Consider the following 20,918-nt stretch of genomic DNA (forward strand, 5'->3'; position numbering starts at 1 on the left):
AAACTCGACGTATGAATGCCAAAAGTCTATTGGGTATTGTTTTGACACTTGTCGGTCTGATCGGTCTTGTCTACGGTGGTATCGACTTCACCAAAGGCGGTGTTTCTCAGGCCTCGTTTGTTTACGTCATTCTGGGCGGTATTTTCTTCTTCGCCGGCGTAGGCCTTATCCGCAGTACAAGAGCGTGAATCAAAGCGAATACATGAACGCTACGTTGTCATTCGCTTACCTGCCGGAAATGAGTTCCGGCAGGTAAATTTGTCCAGTCAGTAAAAGGTCTTTGACGAAACAGACCTCGGAAACAGGATCACGGATACAGTCTCTGGAATAACCTGATCGCCTGATGTAGAGGAACTACTACGTCAAATAAACACCCATTCGGCTGTCGTCGCTGAGCACTACATCAACGTGTTCGGTGAGCGTCGTGCTTAGTTCATACCCTTTGTAATCGGCAGAAACGGGGTAGCGGGGGTGATTGCGATCAATCAGAACGGCTACCTGTAGCTTGCGCACCGGCACATTCAGGAAAGGCTGCAGACTAAACGTCAGTGTACGGCCGGTGTACAGCACATCGTCGATCACAATAACAACCGTATCCGTGTAAGCCGAAACTGGCTGGTCAGCCTGCACAAGGGGCTGGGCCAGCTGCGTTTTATCGAGCTCAAGCTTAAGCAGGTTGACTGAAAACGGAGCGATTGCCCGCAATTCTCTTGCCAACGCTTCCGCCAGTACATAGCCTTCTCCCGATACACCGGCTAACAGGAGAGCGGGTTCTTCAAAATTATTCTCGTAGATCTGAAACGCTATCCGTCTGATTTTCTGGCGGATTTGCTCTGCATTCAGGATAAGCGTCGGCTGGACGGTATTCATGGATAAATCAACGAAATTTTTGGCGCTGTAAAGATGGAGAAAAGCGAATAGCCAATGAAATGTAGGTAAGCTATTCACTTGGCATAATTTTCGCCCTTAGTGTCGAAAACCAGTATAGTTTCCGCCATTCTATCCATGAATACAGTTATCAGTTTTCTGTTTACCCTGTTCGTATGGGGGCATCCCGGTGAGGTCTCCTCCGTGATAGATGTTACCCAGGCTGTGGGCGTATCCTTGCGGAATGGAGATGCCAGCCAGTTATCCGCGCGTTTTGCCGAAACCATTGAACTGGTCATTGATACTGAGAACATTGACTTTCAGGCGTTGCAGGCTACCCACGCCGAATTGATTCTGCGCGTTTTCTTTCGCAAATACCCACCTCAGCGTTTCCAGTTCGTTTATCGACGCTCGTCCGACAAACGCCGGCACAGTACCGGTATCTACGAGAGCAATGGGCAGGTATTTTCGGTCTACGTGCTCATGTGCCAGACGCCCGATCGCCACTACGCAATCAACGCCCTGCATTTCAGGAAAGAGTAAAGGAGCGTAGGATATAGGGTACCGTAAGTCATACATAGTATATCCTACATCCTACATCCCACACAATCTCTTATCTTTGCACTTTCATGTAGAAGTACTATGATTGTTAAGACTAAAAAATACGCGTTAGATCAAAAAACGTATATCAATATCGCCCTTCGGCAGTGGGTAAAGGATAACTGGAAATGGGCATTTGTGCCCCTGGCGCTCATCGTGCTGAACGTCGTGCTGAACCTGACGAAGGTGTATCCTAATTACTGGATTTACATTGTGGTGGTGCTGCTTACGATTCTGTACGTGCTTTTCTGGGCTGTTCAGATTACCGGCATTGCGCAGATGGAACAGAGCAAGGCGTTGTTTCAAAAGTACGTTTATGAAATTGATAGCCGCCAGATTCTGATGCGGATCAATGTGAAAGAAGGTGGTATTTTGAAATGGAGTCAGATCGACAGCGTCATCAAAGATAAAGACGCCTACATCCTGTTCCTGGATAATGCCGAAGCCATGGCCAACGTGAAGGCCAACTGGATTGCCAGAACCGTTACGAAAGGCCTCTCGAAAGCGCAGTTTTTGTACCTGCCATTCAATATTTTTACCAGCGACAACGACCTGCGCTTTACCGATGCCCTGCTGAAACGGAAGGGTCTCTTGCCGGGCAGCGTTCCCGCCGAAACGGTAAAATAAAAAATAGTATAGTATAGAGCGGTTCGTCGCAGCCCTGGTTCGCTAGGGCAACGGCGAACCGCTCTTTTTGTCGCCCATCATCAACAGTCAACAGTATGACCATCCGGCTTCTCCTGACGAGCTTTACCCTTTTTTTTACCGTGTTCCCTGCCAGCAGTCAGGCACTGAAAACCGTTTCGCTCGATGACGTTTGGGGGCGCAATCAGGGTGTGTTTAGCCCGCGGACGGTAGACGCGGTTAACTGGATGAAAACCGGTGGGTTTTATACTACGCTCGATGGGGGTAAGGTCGTTAAGTTCGCCATTACCACCGGCACAGCGGTCGAAACGCTTTTTGATGCTCAGCAGGCAACCGTGTTGGGCAGTAGCCAAAAAATTACGGTAGATGGATACCAGCTTTCGGCGGACGAGCAGAAAATGCTCATTACTACGCAGGAAGAGCCTATCTACCGCCGATCGAGCAAGGCCGCCTATTATGTATATGATCTCGGCACTAAACAACTAGTGGCCTTAAGTAAGGGAGGTAAACAGCAGTATGCGGTTTTTTCACCCGATGGGAAGCGGGTTGCGTTCATGCGCGAAAACAACCTGTTTGTCGTTGACCTTGGCACCCGAAAGGAGACCAGACTAACCACCGACGGAAAACAGAATGCCATCATTAACGGTGGAGCCGACTGGGTTTACGAAGAAGAGTTCAGCATGGCGCGCGCCTTCGAATGGTCTCCGGACAGCAAGCGCCTGGCCTGGATACGGTTTGACGAACGTCGCGTTCCCGAATACGATATGCAGCTCTGGGGTAACTTGTATCCGATCGAGTACCGGTTCAAATATCCGAAAGCAGGCGAAGCAAATTCGATTGTAACGGTCTGGCTAGCCAATGTGCTGACGGGTAAAAAAGTACAGGCACAAACGGGTAGCGAAACGGACGGCTACCTGCCCCGGATTCAATGGACAAAAAACGCTGATCTGCTCTCCATTCGGCGGATGAATCGCTTGCAGAACAAGCTTGACCTATTGCATGTTAACGCCACCACCGGGCAGGCGGCAACGATCCTGACCGAAACCAGCACGACCTACGTTGATCTGGAATTTACGGACGACCTGACGTACCTGAACGACGGTAACTCATTCCTGTGGAGTAGCGAACGGAGCGGCTACAAGCATTTGTATCGTTATGACATGGCTGGCAAGCTTATTCAGCCCATTACTTGGGGTAATTTTGAGGTAGCCACCGTGTCGGGCGTTGACGAAAAGACGGGCACCATTTTCTTTACCTCAACGGAGGCTTCGCCACTCGACCGCCAGTTGTACCGTATTGGACTGGATGGGAAAGATAAGCAACGGCTCACGGGCGATGCGGGTACGTACACGGCCAATTTCAGCCCTGATTTTGCCTACTACCTGCTCTACCACACGGCGGCCAATGCCCCTGTAACGGTTCGGTTACGGAATACCCAAACGAGTAAAGACCAGCGTGTACTGGAATCGAACGATGCCCTGAAAACGCGTCTGACGACCTACGCGCTGGCCCCGAAGCAGTTTTTTCAAACCAAAGCGGCCGATGGTACACCCGTAAATGGCTGGATGATCCGGCCAGTGAATTTCGATAGTACTGGCGCGAAAAAATACCCGGTTCTGATGTTTGTTTACGGTGGTCCCGGTTCGCAAACGGTTAAAAACGAGTGGGACAACCGCGATTTCTTTTGGTACCAGACACTGGCCCAAAAAGGATACATCATCGTATCGGTGGATGGGCGCGGTACCGGGGCGCGGGGGGCAGCCTTTCGTACGGCCACCTACGCCCAGCTTGGTAAACTTGAAACCGACGATCAGATTGCCGCAGCGCGTTATCTAAAAAGCCTGTCCTTCGTCGATCCGGCCCGGGTTGGTATCTGGGGCTGGAGTTATGGTGGCTACATGAGTGCGCTCTGCATGACATTGGGCGCTGATGTATTCAAAGCGGGTATATCGGTAGCTCCCGTCACGAACTGGCGCTTCTACGACACGATTTACACCGAGCGTTACCTGAAACGTCCACAGGAAAACGCATCGGGTTACGATGATAATTCGCCAGTCACGCATGCGGCCAAACTAAGCGGGCCGTATCTGCTCATCCACGGCACCGGCGACGATAACGTGCATTTCCAGAACTCCGTTGCTTTCGAAGATGCGCTCATTACTGCTGGCAAACAGTTCCAGTCCTTTTATTATCCGAATCGCAATCATGGTATCTACGGCGGCAACACCCGGCTCCATCTCTACCAGATGATGACCAATTTCATCGAGAAAAATCTGTAGCGGGCACATCGCCGTTGCGGTCAGCCAGATTTGCTGGCCGGACAGTTAGGATACGAACGAGGATACAAAAACCTATTTTTCTTGACCCGACGACTGTTACAAAGGCTTTGTCAGCCATTTTGTCGGATCGATAACCGGTAACGGATAGTCGGTACCCAACTCCACGCCGGACTGTTCCTGCTGGGCAGCATTCAGGCTCGATACCAGATGCACCTGATCCGAAGGCACCTGAGCTAGTTCCGGTAGCCAGTGTTTAACGTAGTCACCTGACTCGTCGTACCGCACGGCCTGGCTGTATATGTTGAAATAGCGAGGTTGCCCGTTGCTGAATTGGCGTGGATCATTGCCCACGCCGGCCACGTAATTCCAGTTACCCCAGTTACTGCATGGGTCGTAGTCAATGAGTTTGCTTTCGAAATAAGCGGCTCCCCAGGTCCAGTCAAGCCCAAGGTCGCTGACCAGGAAGCTGGCTACATTTTGTCGGCCCCGGTTGCTCATAAATCCGGTGGCATTCAGTTCGCGCATGTTGGCGTCAATAAACGGAATGCCGGTCTGTCCATCCGTCCAACGCTGAAACAGCGTTTCGTCCTGGATGAATTTTCGGTTGAGGTCATGTTTGATGCCACTACTTTTAAAGATGCGGGTACCAAACCGCAAGGCAACGAAACGAAAAAAGTCGCGCCACATCAACTCAAAAATCATCCAGTAGGTCGACTCATTCTGAACCCGCTCGTTTTCATAACGCTTTAGTTCGGTATAAATAAATCGGGGCGACAGGCATCCGTTGGCCAGCCAGGCCGAAAATTTGCTCGAAAAATCGTCGCCGAGGAGCCCGTTGCGGGTTTCTTTATACGTGGTGATCAGATCGGTTTGCCACAGGTAATGATTGAGCCTTTCGAGCGCAGCGTGTTCGCCCCCGGTAAATGCCACTGCCCGTCGGGAGTCCGGCTGTTCGATCTGTTGACGGGCTTCGTTACTAAACCCAAGTGTTGCCAGCGTGGGCATATCGCCGGGCAACACATCGGGCACAAATGATACCGCTTCCGGCGTTGGGAACGTTGGCCTGACGGTGACACTTTTTTCGATCTGATGCCGGTACTGTGTGAACACATCGGGTAGCCGCGAGATCGTAAACGGCAAATCCCGGACGTGGTGAAGGGTGCTCATCCAGAAGAACTTAACATCGATATTGAGCGGTTTGAGTTTGGTGCTTAATTTCGATTCCATATCAGTTTCTTCCTGCGTAATCTCTTTACTCGTGTAAACAGCCGATGCGTTGATCTCGCTGGCAAGTTCGGCCAGTACATCGGCGGGTTTACCCACTCGTACGATCAGGTCAGCCCCTTTATTACGGAGCGACTGACGGAGATCGGTCACACTTTCCAAAAGAAAACTGGCCCGAAAGACCGCCGTTTTGGGAAAGCCCAGCCGGGGATGTGGTGTAAACCAGCGTGGGTCGAACACAAACACGGGCAGTACCTGATCAGCGTCTTCGAGCGCGCGGACAAATCCCTCATTGTCGTGCAGACGAAGGTCATTACGAAACCAGTACAGTATGCGATTCATTAGAAACAGAGAACGATTGTCTAGTACTAATGAATGAACAGGGACTCTTGTTTCAGTAAATAAATAAAAAGTAGGTGCCCTGACGCTGATCAACAAACGTCAGGGCACCTACTGGTTAAAGTTGTTCGGGTCAGGACCGACTAGTTTGTTTTGAGCGTAAGCGAAATCGATTTACGCTCTTTGTCGACATCCATGCGGCCAATCTTACTTGGCGGAACAGCCATAATCTCCTTTTCGGTCGCTTCCCTGCCATCAATTGTAAAGTGTTCTATCCCTTTGAAAGCAGTGTCATCGTCTTCCAATGTAAAATTGATGGGCAGATTATACCGCACATTGACGGCCTGACCACTTTGGGTAGCCGGTTGCCACCGGGGCATGCTTTTGACAACCCGAATGGCTTCTTCGTCGGCGCCATAGCCAATGCCTTTCAGAAGCTGCACGTCGGTTATTTCTCCCGTTTTGGTCACGATGAAGCTAACAAATACCCGACCCTCTGCCTTGGCCTTTTCCGCTGCTTTAGGATAGTGTAAGTTCTGGCTCAGGTAATTTCCCAGGCTTGCCATTCCGCCCTGAAACTCGGGCTGATTTTCAACAACGGTGAAAACGTCTCCCTCTACCTTCACGGGTTTACTGGCCAGGGCCTGTGGGCTGGACAAAGCCGACTCCGTCTGTGGCTGATCCTGCTCCGATTGGGTACACATGGTCAGCAAAGCGGCCAAGGGCAATACGAGAGCGTAACCGAGCAGCGCCCGTCGGTGTGTTTGTGGTTTTTGTAACATAACGATACGTTGTTTAAGGGTTGATTTAGAAACAAAAGGTGTAGTCAGGGCAGCGGATGGAACATTGAGGGCATAAGCTACCAACTGGTGTGGGTAGTCGGGTTGGGGCGTTTGAAGAACCGATCGGTCGGCCAGAAATTCGTGGACTTCCTGCAGGGCACCCTTATACAGCCAGACCAGCGGATTGAACCAGAGTGCTGCCTGCACCAATTCAATAAATAGAATATCGGCGGTGTGGCGCTGGCGAATGTGGGCCTTCTCGTGGCGCATCAGCACCTCCGGCTGGGTGAGGGCATCGGTATGATTGAGCACTAAATAGCGCCCGAAGGAGAAAGAGGGGATCTGACCTCCCGGCGTGAACTGATCGGGCAGTCGAACAAGTGTATAACTCGATCGACGTTCGGCCGTGCCTTGTCTGATCAGGGAAAATACGGCTCGTAAGTTCACGCCGAGCCGGATGAGCATAACAACAACGCCAAGGCTGTAAAGAAGCCAGATCCACTGGTCTGTAGTCAGACTGTCGGTTTGGGCTGAATGGGAGTTGCTAACCACAAACGTTGGTAACGTAAGGGTGCCAACGGGTAATGCGCTGGCGGTTCGATCCGGTAACTCAACCAGCGGGAGCAGGAGCGACAGCATGACCGAAACCAGCAGGTAGGCACGATTCAGCCCAAAAAAGGTGTTTCGTCGGAGAAGCAGGCTGTAACAACCGTAGAAAAGCACCAGGTAAAGACTGGTAGTCAGGAAATAAGGTAGGGCGTTCATAACGTTTTTGTGCCTTTTAGATGAATAATGACAATGCCTTTGGCCGCTTTTTCGCCGTAGAGAAGTTTGTATCTGGCAATGGACTTACTGTCTTTGAGCAACTCGATCGACTCGATTGTATTGGAATCGATATCGCTGATTCGATTAATCGGTCTGGTCCCATTAACCAGAATCAAATCGGCCTTGCCGCCGGGCGCATTATCTCGTGGCACCGTAACCGTGTAATGACCCGGTGCCGAGTAATGCGTTTCGCTGGACTGCTTTACCGATTGAACGGGTTTTGTCTGGCGCTTCACCGATTGCTTTTTGATGGAGTCTGACTGAATCACTGACTGGGCTTTCACCTGCGTTGGTGTAGTAAAGCAGACCGAGACATGGTGATCCATTATCGATGTCGACACGAACAGCGTCAGGCAAACGACAGCATGCAGAACGAGACCAGTCATTTACGTTTCGTAGTTATGTTGACGGCGCCATTGTTGGCTTTCTCACCGTAAAGCACCGTAGCGGCTGGCCCTTTGTGTACGTCAATGCTCAGAATGTTGTTTTTGTCCAACTTCTCCAGTTCCTCTTTGGAGGCATGAACCCCATCGATAATGTACAACGGTTCAACACCGATATCAAAGCCATTACTTCGAATAGTAATCGATGGCCGCGACGGCTTTAATGAATCAGGTAGCGAGATTCCGTAGCGTTCTTTACTGGCGGTCTTTATATCCTTGTAGAGGGCAACACGAGCGTTTTTGCTGTCGTCCCGACTGTATGTGAGTAAGCCGGTGGGAGAGCTCATCGGTGGTGATGACAGCTGCCCTGTTCGTTTATCCGCTTTCTTATCAAGAGAAAACTGAATGGGTAACACATACTGTGTGGCAACTGCCTGCCCGTCCTGCTTAGCCGGTAGCCAGCGGGGCATATGCTTGACAACGCGCAAAGCTTCTTCATCACAGCCACTGCCAATACCTTTCTCAACGGTAGCAGAACCAATCGCTCCTGTTGGAAGTACAACAAACCGTACCAGAACTTTTCCTTCAACACCGGCGGCTTTGGCTTTTGCCGGATACTTGAGCGAGTGTGCTACATAGTGCATCAAGCCTGGAATACCCGTTGGAAAAACAGCCGCTTCTTCAACAGCCCTATACACCTCTCCATTGATGGTATCGACCGATGGCGGTGTACGTACCGGCATGGAAGGATTAGGCTTGACGGCTCTGTACGCTGCTGTAGCGCCCATGGTGGGTAGTTTGTTTGGGTCGGTCAAGGCCAGTGATGCACTAATCGCCGTCCGTCCATCGACTGGTATGGTCATTGTCTGAAACCCAACGAAACTAACGCTCAGTGTTGCGTTCTTTGGAACACTTGTAAGGGTAAAAAAGCCTTTTGCGGTTGTTTGTACGCCTTTTCTTGTGCCAGTAATTAAAACGACAGATCCGGCTAACGGCTTTCCATTGGCGGCACTCGTTATTTGTCCTGTAACAGTTATTGTATCTTCAGTCGCCTGATGGACAAGGGCGGTAATCTCTCTCCGGGCGGTAGTCATGGCCAGCAGGCTCAGCAGCAGAGGAAGTACCAGTGCGTATTTCCCCAGTGCCCAGCGTGGCGTGGCTGTCTGGTAAAGCATCTGAATGCGTTGCCTGAGTAGGGACGGATTAAAAAAGCCATTGGTAAGCGCGTCGGGCTGTATCCCAAACGCGTAGTCAAGCAGGAAGCGGGCGTACTCCGTTGGCTGGCTGGCTTCCCGGTCGGCCAGAAATTCGTGTACCTGCCTCAGCATTTTATCGATGAGCCACAACGCCGGGCAGGCCCAGAATAACGCCCGAAGCAGGGCCAGTCCCAACACATCGGCACTGTGATGCTGGCGAATATGCACCAGTTCATGCCGGATGATGAGGTTGTTATGCTGATCGGCTGGGTTAATAACCAGATACCGGAAAAAGGAAAAAGTAGGGGCTTCGGCAGACGGGTCGACTAGTCTAGGCGGTTCGACCAGTGTGTAACGTGCATGGACCTGCCGCTCGGATCGTTGAATCAACTGCAACAAACGGCCTACCCGAATCGCAAGCCGAAGAACCAACAGGATCGCAATGAACCCGTACGCAAACAGGGCAATGGTTTCCCAGTCTGGGGCTGCGGTTGCCTGACTGATCTGGGCAGGGGCCGTAGCAACCGTAGCTACGGGTAAGCTGATAACGCCCACAGGAACCGGCCAGTCCGTTGGCAATGTCTCAACCGTTTGCGCGGGCAAACTCACGAAGGGTAAAACCAGCGATAAAAGGGCTGAAGCCAACAAGTAGAACCGGTTCAGGTTGAAAAATGTGTGCCGACGCAGGAAAAGCCAGTAACAACTGACAAACAGCAGACCGTACAGATTCGCTTTAAGCAGATAGTCGAGGGTGTTCATTGGTCTTTCTGTTTGTTTAGAAGTCTGATGATCTCATCGGCTTCATTCAGGCTGATGTTCTTGTCCTGCACGAAAAACGATACTAGTTTCTTGAGCGAGTTATCGAAGTAATTGGTCATCAGCTGCTCCGTCTGAAACCGTCGGTACTCTTCTTCCGAAATAAGTGGGTAGTACTCGTGCGTTTTCCCGTAGGCCGTATACCCCACCAGTTCCTTCTTTTCCAGAATGCGGATAATCGTTGAGACTGTGTTGTAAGCCGGTTTGGCGGGCGGCAATCCGTCGCTACGGTCCGACTCCGGCAGGGCGGCCAGTACATCTTTTACGAAGCCTTTTTTGAGCTGCCAAAGCACGCGCATAATCTCTTCTTCGGCTTTGGTGAGTTCACGGATGGGCATAATTTTTACTGGAAATAATGATAACAGGTGAAAGGTATGACTAATGGTTTAGTTTTACAACTAATATATTAGTTATTTGTTGAATAAAAATAAAATATGCCTCTCCAGGCCTGGAGAGGCATATTTTATTTTTAAGCTATTCTAGTATTCTATTCAGGAATGATTTCATCAAGTAGCGCGTCATGCCAAACTTGTTTCGGCATGACGCGCCAGGAAACCACGTTCTATAAATCCAAACAGCTTACTCGGATGCCGTTTGAATAGCGGGTTACTTGCTCAGTTTTCCTTCCAGCATTTTAATGAAGTAGCCACCCACCACCGAACGAGCCTGGAAGCCGACCTGTTTTGCGTTGGTTGTTTCGTGCCAGTCGGAGAGAGGAACGCGGGTTGGTGTTTCATTGACATACCGCCAGACTGGTTTCACAAAGGCTTCAAAGTCACGATCCGATTTGGCAAGCGTGGCCGTCCAGATAATCCAGTCCGATTTGGTGTAGGTCTTGCGGCTGTCTAACGGGAGTCCATACGGTTTCTGCTTCGTCAGGTAATAGTCGATTTCAACCGCTGTTACCTCTTTGGGAAAGACATCCAGCCCCAGTAATTTATCCCAGACCAGATTGTATTTCTGGCTCCAGGTATCGCCCTGGTTTTCGAACGTCAGGTCATAGTGTTCTTTCTGACCAGGCGTTTTGTCGAGGGCAAGCTGTTGCCATTTTGTGGCCATCTCCCGCGCTGTTTTCAAGTAACTTTCGGCCGTTGCTTTATCTCCCAACCGGGCCGCCATCTGACCATAAGCCGCAATGCCCAGAATCGCCTTCACCGACAGGTTCGCGTTGCGGGCAATGTGCCCGGCAAAATCGTCGGTGCATAATTGATTCGATGGGTCGAAGCCATCTTTCTTGAGGTATTCGACCCAGGTTGTCAGGGTTTTCCAATGTTGTTTGGCATAGTCGCTGTTTGCTTCGGCTCCACTAATGGCACCGGCCAGCAGCAGCATGTTACCAGATTCTTCAACGGGCATGTCTTCGCCATAGGTCTGCCCATTGGCCAGTGGATAGGTTCCTACGTCATGTGCTGCGAAGGGCTTCTTCCACTGACCACTTTCCGAATACTGGAAAATTGGCTCCATCATGCCCTTCAGCAGGGTTGGGTTGTAGAGCAGAAACAGCGGAGCCGACGGATACGTGATATCGACCGTGCCAATAGAGCCGTTGGAGAAATTTTCTTTCGACAGGAAAAGTGTTTCGCCTTTTGGGCCCGCTACAATTTTGTGGGCGGCAATGGCCTGCCGATACGCCAGTACGCATAGGTCGGCGTATTCTTTGCCACCAGCTCTCTTTGCGTCGGCGCGAAGTCTATTATCAAATTTGTCGCATTTCTCTTTCAATCGGCTGTAGTCTTTCTCGGCCGTTTGCAGCAGGGCGGGCATGGTCGTTTTCTCATCCCGTCGCCACCAGGGGCGTAAGTTCTGCTTGAAGTACTGAACTGAATACAGGTCGTCGTAGGCCAGCATCAGGTGTTTGTCGACGGGTTTCGATACGTCACCAAAATCGAGTACGGTAGCGAGGGCAACGTCGGCGGCAGCACGGGGCTTGTTGCCCGGCACGGACGCTTTGTTATCGGTGGGGAGTTGTCCCGTCTTCAGAAAGGCCTGTTTCAGGCCGGGGGCCATGCCATTACCCGTCTGGTTCCCGCTTTCCTGCGGAACGGCCAGATAGGCATACCCCCAGTCGATGCGTACGTTATCGCCCTTCTTCGCCAAAACGGGCTGAGCCTCCGTACCAACGGTTTGGTAGATCAGACCGGGGGCCTGACCAGCTTTCAGCACAACTTCCTGCCCGATGGTGTTGGTTGCCAGCGTGCCCGATTCGCTCAGGAATACCTGCACCGAGTGCGACTTGCGGTCCTGCGAACGAACTTCGAACGTAACGTAGGTGACCGGGCGAGCTACAACCTCCAGTTCGTCCAGCAGCAGGGGCGACATAAACGTTACGGCCAGATTCACCGGCCCGGCCGAAAAGGTGTAATTCGTTTGCGTAGCCGATACTGTTACGCCCGTTTGCGTGGCGGTGGTTACGTCCATTGCCTTAACCGGGTTGGCAATGCCCACATCAATAAACGATCCGCCCCGTGGGCTCACGCAATGCACGGCCAGTACGTTCCGGCCTTTGCGGAGGGCTTTCTGGCCAGCGGCCGACAACGGCAGGTAAACGTATTCGTTGAGGTAGTCGGGTTTGTCCAGAATTTTGGTGCCGTTGAGGTACACCTCCACATCGTCGTCGTGGTTGATGGATAACATCAGCTTGGCCGGGTCGGCATTGCCATCATAATTGAACTCCCGCCGGTAATAAATAGTCGTCGATGCGTTCGGTGCACCCTTATTGGTCCATTTGGTTTTAGCCTCCGGCGTATCCCCGAAAGGCCCCGTGCCCGCTGTCCAGTCCGTAGCGGCATAGTCTGGTTTCTCCCAGCCCGCACCGGGTTTCTTAAACGTATATTTTGCCGGATATGCCTGGGTTTCGCCCGTTGCGGCAATGGCTTCGTACGTGGTGGGCACAGCCCCCAGAAACTGATACGCCTGGCCATCTACCCGAACGATACCCTCCAGAGATTGCGGTTTTCCTGTCCAGTGGCGCGTCGGCGAATCGGTTAGTTTATCGGTCGTACTCCACACACTGAAATAAGGGTCATGTGTGATAAGCGGGTAAGCCGGTGGGCGAAGGTCCTGAGCCGGTAGCTGCCCGGAAAAAAGTGACGAGAGTAGGATAATGGAAGAGAAAAGAGCCGTGTTTTTTTGCATCGAGGCCATCGTTTAACGGACGTAATGAGACAACATTCAAAAGACAAACCACATCGGGGCCAACCTTTACTTATTTGCTGGATCACCGGTGTGGTAAAAAGCGGATTATTCACCTGAGGCATCAAAATCTCGGTCCGGACACCTGGTAATAAAATTTAATAATGGGACGAAAGCAGTAGCTAAAGGCGGAAGTCATGTTTTAGTGGGGTCTACCCAATAAACTCGTTACCTACTCTAATTCCACCCGTTGCCTTGACGCCGAAATCTACTCCCGAACCCATCGACTTCATGAGTTCCGCCAGGACCGAACAGATGAAGAAAAGCAATTATCGATGGGTAATCGTCGCCCTGCTCTTTTTTGCGACAACGATCAACTACCTCGACCGGCAGGTGATCAGTTTACTGAAGCCAATTCTGGAAAAAGAATTTAGCTGGACGGAATCTGATTATGGAAACATCGTAACGGTCTTCACCTTTTTTTACGGAGCCAGCACCTTGCTCGCGGGGTATATCATCGACCGAATCGGGACTAAACTCGGGTACATCGGGGCGATCCTGGTCTGGAGTCTGGCTGCTATGGGTCATGCACTGGCCGGTAGTACGTTTGGCTTTATGGTGGCGCGGGCGTTTCTGGGCTTTGGCGAGGCCGGTAACTTTCCGGCTTCGATCAAAACGGTAGCCGAATGGTTTCCCAAGAAAGAGCGGGCGCTGGCCGTCGGTATTTTCAATGCCGGAGCCAACATCGGCGCGGTTGCGGCACCGGCTGTCGTTCCTGCGCTGGCGCTTATGGCAGGCTGGCAAATGGCGTTCATCGTAACCGGCGCACTTGGTTTTCTCTGGATTGTAGCCTGGTGGTTCTTCTACGAGGTGCCAGCTAAACACAGCAAGGTCAACTCGGCCGAGCTGGCCCATATCACGCAGGAAACGGCTGCCGAATTTGCCACCGCTGGTGATGCCGCTACGGTCAATGCCGTTGATGGTACGGCTGTCAAGTACCCTATTTTTGCTAACAAAGCGATCTGGGGATTCATGAGCGGCAAGCTCCTGACCGATCCGATCTGGTGGTTTTTCCTGTTCTGGCTGCCCTCTTACCTGGCCAATATCTATCACCTCGACCTTAAGAAACTGGGTGCTCCGCTGATCGTTATCTACCTGGCGGCTACCATTGGCAGCGTCGGAGGTGGGTGGCTGTCGTCCATGCTGATTCGTAAGGGCTGGCACCCGACACGGGCCCGGCAATGGTCAATGGCCCTGTTTGCCGTTTGTGTCATGCCCGTTATGCTGATTAGCCAGATGAACAGCATGTGGCCGGTTATTGCCATCCTGTCTCTGGCTGTGGCTGCTCACCAGGCCTGGTCCGCGAATATTTTTACGGTGGCTGCTGATCAGTTTCCGAAGCAGGTGATTAGCCGGGTCGTTGGTTTAGGCACAATGGCCGGTACGCTTGGCGGGGCGGCATTCCCCCTGATCGTGGGGCGTATTCTGGATCACTACAAAGCGCTGGGAAGCCTCTCGGAAGGGTACTACATCATTTTCTACATCGCGGGCCTGGCCTACCTGGTCGCCTGGACAATGCTGTATATTTTCGTTTTCAGCCGGGTGAAGACCCGTGCGTAATAAGTGGTAAATGACCTTCATGGCGCGATGGCGCGAACGGCTTCGTTCGTGCCAATCATGAACCGGCCTCTGGCCGTTAGGGAATTGTAGCCAGTCGGCCAGAGGCCGATTGATAGGTGGTACGAACGAAGACGTTCGCACCATCTACCCTCCAATATCCCCGCCATTCTTGCCGAGACTCTACCGAAAAAATGATAAATCGCCCATTAATCATTCGACTTTGCCGATCACTTGTTTATGCAGGCCTGCTGGGTAGTCTGGCTACTGGTAGGGTCAAGGCCCAATCGCCCGATTTTCAGAAAATGACGCCGGAGGAGCGGACGGCCTACATGAACAACATGCGGACGGCCAGCCAGGAAGATTGGCAGAAAATGATGATTAAGCTTCACCTGACGCTGCCGACTCTGCCACCTCCCGCCGACGATCCCGAACGTCCAGCACACCTCAAACAGAAAGAAGGCTCGACTAACTGGTTCGACGAAGCGGGCAACACACACATTCGGTCGGGGTGGGGCATCTGGTCGAATTATGACGAGACGATAGCCAATACCTATAAACTTCCTGACCCGCTGGTTCTTAAAAACGGCAAGCCCGTTACGAGTGCGGCTATCTGGTGGAAGCAGCGCCGACCCGAAATTCTGGCGGATTATCTGACGGAGATATACGGCAAAACGCCCCCTCATACCCCGGGCGTTACCTTTGGCCCAGCTGGAACCGATAGTACGGTTTTGGGGGGGAAGGCGCTTCGGAAAAACCTGCTTGGCCGTATCGATAACGCACGGTACCCGGCGGCAACACCCCGTATTCCCGTCACCTACTACCGTCCAGTCCGTGCCAAAGGAAAAATTCCAATGATGGTCCTTGTGTGGGGATCGTTTCCGCAGCCATTACCCAGCATCGAAAAACTGATTGATGCGGGTTGGGCCGTCGCGCTTGTCAATACGGGGGCTATTCAGCAGGACAGCGGGGGCGGTTTACACGAGGGCATTATCGGGCTGATGAACAACGGAAAAGACCGGAAACCTGACGACTGGGGCGTACTGGCGGCCTGGAGCTGGGGGCTTAGTCGGGTGCTTGATCACTTTGAGAAAGACGCCGGCATCAATGCCAGACAAATTGGTATTCAGGGACATTCGCGCTGGGGCAAAACGGCCATGCTGGCCGGAGCCCTTGACCCGCGCTGGGCCATCGTTTTTGCCAGTTGTTCGGGGTCGATGGGTGCTTCGCTGGAGAAACGCCATTATGGCGAAACGATTGACAACGTCGCGAGTTCCGGCGAGTATCACTGGATGGCCGGAAACTTCCTGAAATACGGCGGTAACTGGGCTGCGATGCCCGTCGATGCCCATGACCTGATGGCGCTGATTGCCCCCCGGCCGTTGTTTATTACGGGCGGCACCCAAGATAGCTGGTCCGACTCCAGGGGGGAGTTTCTGGCTTGTGTCGCGGCCAGCCCGGTATACACGTTGCTCGGTAAAAAAGGCGTTGGGACCACCAGGATGCCCGCACCGGATGTCGCTCTTATAGAGGGTGATCTGGCATTCCGGAATCACGAAGGGGGCCATGTTGACCTACTCGACTGGCCGACTTTTCTGACGTTTGCGAAAAAACAGTTCAATCTCAACTAACGAAAGGCTGTCTAAAAATGGTCTTTTTTTTCTTTTTTGTCGGGATGACAAAAACACGTAGCATACTTATCGAAAAATGTAGACAGTCTCCGAATCTGATAAAAATTTCACTTTAACGAAGCGTTTAAGCAAGTTCAATGATCATGGCTAGCTTAGTTCGCTAGAACAAAAATCAAGTAATTTATAAAATGGGAATGTTACAAACCATGCGGTGGTTCGGGCCAAATGATCCGGTTTCATTGATGGATATTCGGCAGGCGGGTTGCGCGGGTGTAGTCACGGCTTTGCACCAGATTCCGGTAGGCCAGCTGTGGACGGTTGACGCGATAAACGAACGAATACAGCTCATCGAAGCCGACAACCATCAGTATTTACCCCTGCGGTGGGCGGTAGTAGAGAGCCTGCCGGTTCATGAAGACATTAAGAAAGGTCGGCCGACCCGCACGGACTACATCGAGATATACAAACAGTCGATCCGAAACCTGGCGGCCTGTGGGATCAAAACGGTTTGCTACAACTTCATGCCCGTGCTGGACTGGTCGCGCACGAACCTTACCTACGAAATGCCCGACGGCTCCCGGGCGCTCCGGTTTGTCTGGGAAGACTTTGCCCTCTTCGATCTGTATATTCTTAAACGACCCGGTGCCGAGATCGACTACGAGCCGGAAATCAGGGAATCGGCTCGTCGGAAAGTTGAGCAAATGACCCCGGAGCAGATTACCAACTTGTCGAGTGTTGTTTTACTGGGTTTGCCTGGTTCGGAAGAAGCCTTTACCCTCGATACATTCCAGGGGTTGCTGAACGAATACGCATCCATCGGCGATGCGGAACTGCGCCAGAACCTCTATCACTTTATCAAAGAAGTAGCGCCGGTAGCGCAGGAAGCGGGCGTGAATCTATGCATTCACCCCGACGATCCCCCGTATCCGCTGCTGGGGTTGCCCCGCGTCGTGAGCACCGAATCCGACCTCGCCCAACTGATGAATGTCTGCCATGTAACCGCTAATGGCATTACGTTCTGCACTGGCTCGCTGGGCATTCGGTCCGATAATGATTTGCCGGGTATGATCCAGCGATTTGGCGAACGGATTCATTTCATTCACTTGCGCACAACCAGGCGTGAGACACGTGAAACGCCGAACCGCCCCGGTAATTTTCACGAAGCGGATCATCTGGCGGGCGACGTCGATATGTATGCCGTTGTAAAAGCCATTGTGCTGGAGCAGAAACGGCGCATACAGCAGGGCCGTGGCGACTCATCAATTCCCATGCGACCCGATCACGGTCACCAGATGCTCGACGATTTGCACAAGAAAACATACCCCGGCTATTCGGCCATCGGTCGGCTGCGCGGGTTGGCGGAGTTGCGGGGGCTGGAAATGGGTATCGAACGAAGCTTGTAGAAACAGAGATGTCATCGTGATTAGACGAAAACACGGTGTTATAAAACGTGATCATAAATTCGATGGAGTATGGAGTGAGTTTTTTCGACAGGATTACAGGATCAATCAGGATTTTTAATCACTAGGATCCTGCAATCCTGTCGAAAAAATTTATCCTTTACTCATCAATGGTATAACTCTTCCCCGGTAATGAAACGATTAGTATGTTGCCTCTTGCTGTTTAGTACGCTTGCCGTTGCGGACGACGGTTACCGGCTATGGCTAAAATATGACCTCATAAGCAACGTGGCCAGCCGCAACGCGTACGCCCGCTCGGCCCAGTTTATTGCCCTGACTGGCACGAGCCCGGTGTTGACCTCGGCCGCGCAGGAGCTTCAGGCAGGTTTGCAGGGTTTATTAGGAAAAACCATTCCCATTGTAACGAGTGCGGGCAATCGAACGGGGGGGATTGTTCTGAGCGTCACAGCGATGACCGCTATCCAGAAGCTGGTAAACGACGGGTACCAGTTAACCAGCCGGAAGGCGGGTAACCTGACCATTTCCGGGAAAACCGATGCGGGTGTACTGTACGGCGTTTTTGCCTTACTGCGACAGGTGCAAACGGGTCAGCCCATCGAGAATCTTTCCGTGACCAGTACTCCTAAAATTCAGTATCGGTTGCTCAACCACTGGGACAATACAAACGGAACCATCGAGCGCGGGTATGCGGGGGAGTCGCTCTGGAAATGGTACGAACTGCCCGAAACGATTGACCCTCGTTACCGCGATTACGCCCGCGCCAATGCATCGCTGGGTATTAACGGAACCGTCGTCAACAACGTCAATGCCAGCGCCCGTTTTCTAACCGATGAATACATTCAGAAGGTGGCTGCACTGGCCACTGTTTTCCGGGCCTATGGTATTCGGGTTTACCTGTCGGTCTATTTTCCGGCTCCCAAAACAATCGGTAGTCTGACGAATGCCGAACTCAAAACCGCCGACCCACTCGATCCGGCCGTGCGAGCCTGGTGGGCCGAAAAAACCAGAGAAATCTATAAAGCCATTCCCGATTTTGGCGGGTTTCTGGTCAAAGCAAATTCAGAGGGTGAGCCGGGTCCGCAGGATTATGGCCGTACCCACGCTGACGGGGCCAATATGCTGGCCGAAGCCCTGAAGCCGTACGATGGCATTGTTTTATGGCGGGCCTTCGTCTACAAGGCTGATCCGACGGCTGATCGTTTTAAGGCTGCCTACGAAGAGTTTACCCCGCTGGATGGACTGTTCGACAAAAAGGTGATTGTACAGGTGAAAAACGGGCCGATTGATTTTCAGCCCAGGGAACCGTTCTCACCCCTGTTTGGCAACATGCCCAAAACGCCCCTGGCAATGGAGTTTCAGATCACGCAGGAGTACCTGGGTTTCGCTACCCACTGGGTGTATGAAGCGCCACTCTTTAAAGAATGTCTGGATACGGATACCCACGTAAAGGATAAAGGAACGGGCTCAACCGTGGCGAACGTAGTTGACGGCAGCTTGCACCACTATGCTATGACGGCTATTTCGGGGGTGGCCAATACCGGTTCGGATCGGAACTGGACCGGCAATCCGATGGCGCAGGCTAACTGGTATGCGTATGGTCGGCTGGCGTGGGATCATACCCTGACCTCGGAAAACATCGCCCGCGAATGGGTCAGCATGACGCTTACGGCCGAACCGAAGGCCGTTCAGACAATTACCGACCTGATGCTCCGGTCACGGGATATTTACGTTCGCTACAACACGCCCCTAGGCTTATCGCGTCCGTGGGCGGGCATCCACTTTGCGCCCGAGCCCTGGCAGGAAAAAAGCCCTCGTCCCGACTGGACTGCCATTTATTACCACCGCGCCGATTCGGTGGGGTTGGGCTTCGACCGGACGGCAACGGGGAGTAATGCCCTAGCCCAATATCGTCCGGAGGTGCAAAAAAACTGGCAGAACCCGGACACGTGTCCGCTGCCCTACCTGCTCTGGTTTCACCACGTGCCCTGGACCAGGAAATTAACCACCGGACGAACGCTCTGGGATGAACTTTGCACCCAGTTTTACACCGGTGCCGACTCCGTGCGCTGGATGCAGCAACAGTGGGCGCAGGTCAAACCCGCGATTGATCCGCAACTATTTGCCGATGTAACGGGTCGTCTGGCCACCCAGCATAAGGAAGCGATCTGGTGGCGGGATTCCTGGGTTCTGTATTTACAGACCTATTCGAAAAAGTTAATTCCTGCTCCGTTTCAGAAACCTGACCGGACGCTGGATGATGTAAAACGACTATCCGAAATTTATAAACTACGCTAGTAGATTACGACAAATTATGCAGGAAGAACATAAATCTATCCTTAACCAATCCGTTTTTTCGCTCGCGGGTAAACTAGCTCTCATTACCGGTGGGGGCAGCGGCATCGGCTTCGACATTGCCCGCTGTATGGTACAGGCCGGGGCCACTGTGGTCATAACGGGTCGGAGGGAGCAACCTCTTCGGGAAGCGACCAACGCACTGGGCGAGCAGGCCCATTACAGGGTCAATGACGTAACCGAGCGGGCGTTGCTGGACGATCTGGTTGACCAGATTGAAGCCGCGCACGGACCCATCGATATTCTGGTCAATAATGCCGGTATTAACATGAAGAAACCGGCGCTGGAAGTGACCGATGAGGATTTTGATCGCATCGTACACACTAATTTAAATTCGGTTTTTAGTCTGACACGCGCCTGCGCCCGGCGCATGATGGCTCGGCAGCGGGGATCGATCATTATGATTTCCTCGATGGCTGCCTACTACGGTATCGACCGGGTAGCTGCCTATGCTGCATCAAAATCAGGCGTTGAAGGCATGGTTAAGGTGCTGGCATCGGAGTTTTCGGGCAACGGCGTGCGGGTTAATGCCATTGCACCGGGCTTCATCGAAACAGCCATGAGTAAAACCGCTATGGGGGGCGACCCAGACCGGTTTGCCCGGGCCATGCGCCGGACACCCATGGGAAAATTTGGCCAACCCGACGACATCGGCTGGGCTGCCGTCTTTATGGCATCCGATGCGGCTAAATATATTACCGGTGTTTCGTTGCCCGTTGATGGGGGCAACTCAATTGGGTTTTAGCGGTCTGCTTCCGAGGTCCGGGTTTCCTCTCTGGCTTCTTTCTTCACGAACCAGGCCAGGGACT

Annotated in this window: 16 protein-coding genes; 9 read left to right on the top strand and 7 right to left on the bottom strand. The window is 52.4% G+C overall.

Going from position 1 to position 20,918, the window contains the following annotated elements:
* The first annotated feature begins 11 nt into the window (after window positions 1–11).
* Window positions 12–188 (top strand): hypothetical protein, encoded by a 177-nt coding sequence (locus ACYU87_RS24825; RefSeq protein WP_461136708.1) that lies wholly within the window; start codon window positions 12–14, stop codon window positions 186–188.
* Between the two features lie 169 nt (window positions 189–357).
* Here the strand turns inward: ACYU87_RS24825 and ACYU87_RS24830 are convergent, their stop codons facing one another.
* Entirely contained in the window at window positions 358–870 is a 513-nt protein-coding gene (locus tag ACYU87_RS24830; RefSeq protein WP_461136709.1) for a phosphoribosyltransferase family protein, read from the bottom strand.
* 135 nt (window positions 871–1,005) lie between these two features.
* Between ACYU87_RS24830 and ACYU87_RS24835 the strand changes: the two genes are divergently transcribed.
* The 3 genes from ACYU87_RS24835 to ACYU87_RS24845 all read left to right on the top strand — a co-directional run bounded on the left by ACYU87_RS24835 (window position 1,006) and on the right by ACYU87_RS24845 (window position 4,391).
* Complete coding sequence (locus ACYU87_RS24835) at window positions 1,006–1,410, top strand: DUF4783 domain-containing protein (protein ID WP_461136710.1); 405 nt, start codon at window positions 1,006–1,008, stop codon at window positions 1,408–1,410.
* Between the two features lie 99 nt (window positions 1,411–1,509).
* Window positions 1,510–2,094 (top strand): YcxB family protein, encoded by a 585-nt coding sequence (locus ACYU87_RS24840; protein WP_461136711.1) that lies wholly within the window; start codon window positions 1,510–1,512, stop codon window positions 2,092–2,094.
* A 95-nt stretch (window positions 2,095–2,189) separates the two neighbouring features.
* Complete coding sequence (locus ACYU87_RS24845) at window positions 2,190–4,391, top strand: S9 family peptidase (RefSeq protein WP_461136712.1); 2,202 nt, start codon at window positions 2,190–2,192, stop codon at window positions 4,389–4,391.
* 96 nt (window positions 4,392–4,487) lie between these two features.
* Here ACYU87_RS24845 and ACYU87_RS24850 read toward each other — a convergent pair whose 3' ends face one another.
* From ACYU87_RS24850 to ACYU87_RS24875, 6 genes are all read right to left on the bottom strand, one after another.
* Window positions 4,488–5,957, bottom strand: coding sequence for a DASH family cryptochrome (locus ACYU87_RS24850; RefSeq protein WP_461136713.1), 1,470 nt, complete (start codon window positions 5,955–5,957; stop codon window positions 4,488–4,490).
* A 140-nt stretch (window positions 5,958–6,097) separates the two neighbouring features.
* Window positions 6,098–7,501 carry a M56 family metallopeptidase gene (locus ACYU87_RS24855; RefSeq protein WP_461136714.1) on the bottom strand — a complete coding sequence of 468 codons (1,404 nt, stop codon included), beginning with the start codon at window positions 7,499–7,501 and terminating at the stop codon, window positions 6,098–6,100.
* Window positions 7,498–7,947, bottom strand: coding sequence for a hypothetical protein (locus ACYU87_RS24860; RefSeq protein WP_461136715.1), 450 nt, complete (start codon window positions 7,945–7,947; stop codon window positions 7,498–7,500). Before ACYU87_RS24860 ends, ACYU87_RS24855 begins: the two co-directional genes overlap by 4 nt.
* Entirely contained in the window at window positions 7,944–9,899 is a 1,956-nt protein-coding gene (locus ACYU87_RS24865; RefSeq protein ID WP_461136716.1) for a TonB family protein, read from the bottom strand. The genes ACYU87_RS24860 and ACYU87_RS24865 overlap by 4 nt, the downstream gene beginning before the upstream one ends.
* Window positions 9,896–10,294, bottom strand: a complete 399-nt coding sequence (locus tag ACYU87_RS24870) for a BlaI/MecI/CopY family transcriptional regulator (RefSeq protein WP_461136717.1) — start codon at window positions 10,292–10,294, stop codon at window positions 9,896–9,898. Before ACYU87_RS24870 ends, ACYU87_RS24865 begins: the two co-directional genes overlap by 4 nt.
* A gap of 268 nt (window positions 10,295–10,562) precedes the next feature.
* A complete protein-coding gene (locus ACYU87_RS24875) occupies window positions 10,563–13,091 on the bottom strand; it encodes a glutaminase family protein (RefSeq protein WP_461136718.1) in 2,529 nt (842 codons plus the stop codon).
* A 288-nt stretch (window positions 13,092–13,379) separates the two neighbouring features.
* On the opposite strand from ACYU87_RS24875, the gene ACYU87_RS24880 reads away from it, so the two are divergent.
* From ACYU87_RS24880 to ACYU87_RS24900, 5 genes are all read left to right on the top strand, one after another.
* Window positions 13,380–14,708, top strand: coding sequence for an MFS transporter (locus tag ACYU87_RS24880; RefSeq protein ID WP_461136788.1), 1,329 nt, complete (start codon window positions 13,380–13,382; stop codon window positions 14,706–14,708).
* A 191-nt stretch (window positions 14,709–14,899) separates the two neighbouring features.
* Window positions 14,900–16,336 (top strand): alpha/beta hydrolase family protein, encoded by a 1,437-nt coding sequence (locus ACYU87_RS24885; protein ID WP_461136719.1) that lies wholly within the window; start codon window positions 14,900–14,902, stop codon window positions 16,334–16,336.
* A gap of 188 nt (window positions 16,337–16,524) precedes the next feature.
* A complete protein-coding gene (gene uxuA / locus ACYU87_RS24890; protein ID WP_461136720.1) occupies window positions 16,525–17,739 on the top strand; it encodes a mannonate dehydratase in 1,215 nt (404 codons plus the stop codon).
* A gap of 189 nt (window positions 17,740–17,928) precedes the next feature.
* Complete coding sequence (locus ACYU87_RS24895) at window positions 17,929–20,052, top strand: alpha-glucuronidase family glycosyl hydrolase (RefSeq protein ID WP_461136721.1); 2,124 nt, start codon at window positions 17,929–17,931, stop codon at window positions 20,050–20,052.
* A 16-nt stretch (window positions 20,053–20,068) separates the two neighbouring features.
* A complete protein-coding gene (locus ACYU87_RS24900; RefSeq protein ID WP_461136722.1) occupies window positions 20,069–20,854 on the top strand; it encodes an SDR family NAD(P)-dependent oxidoreductase in 786 nt (261 codons plus the stop codon).
* Window positions 20,855–20,918 lie beyond the last annotated feature (64 nt).

This window comes from Spirosoma lituiforme (assembly GCF_054776635.1).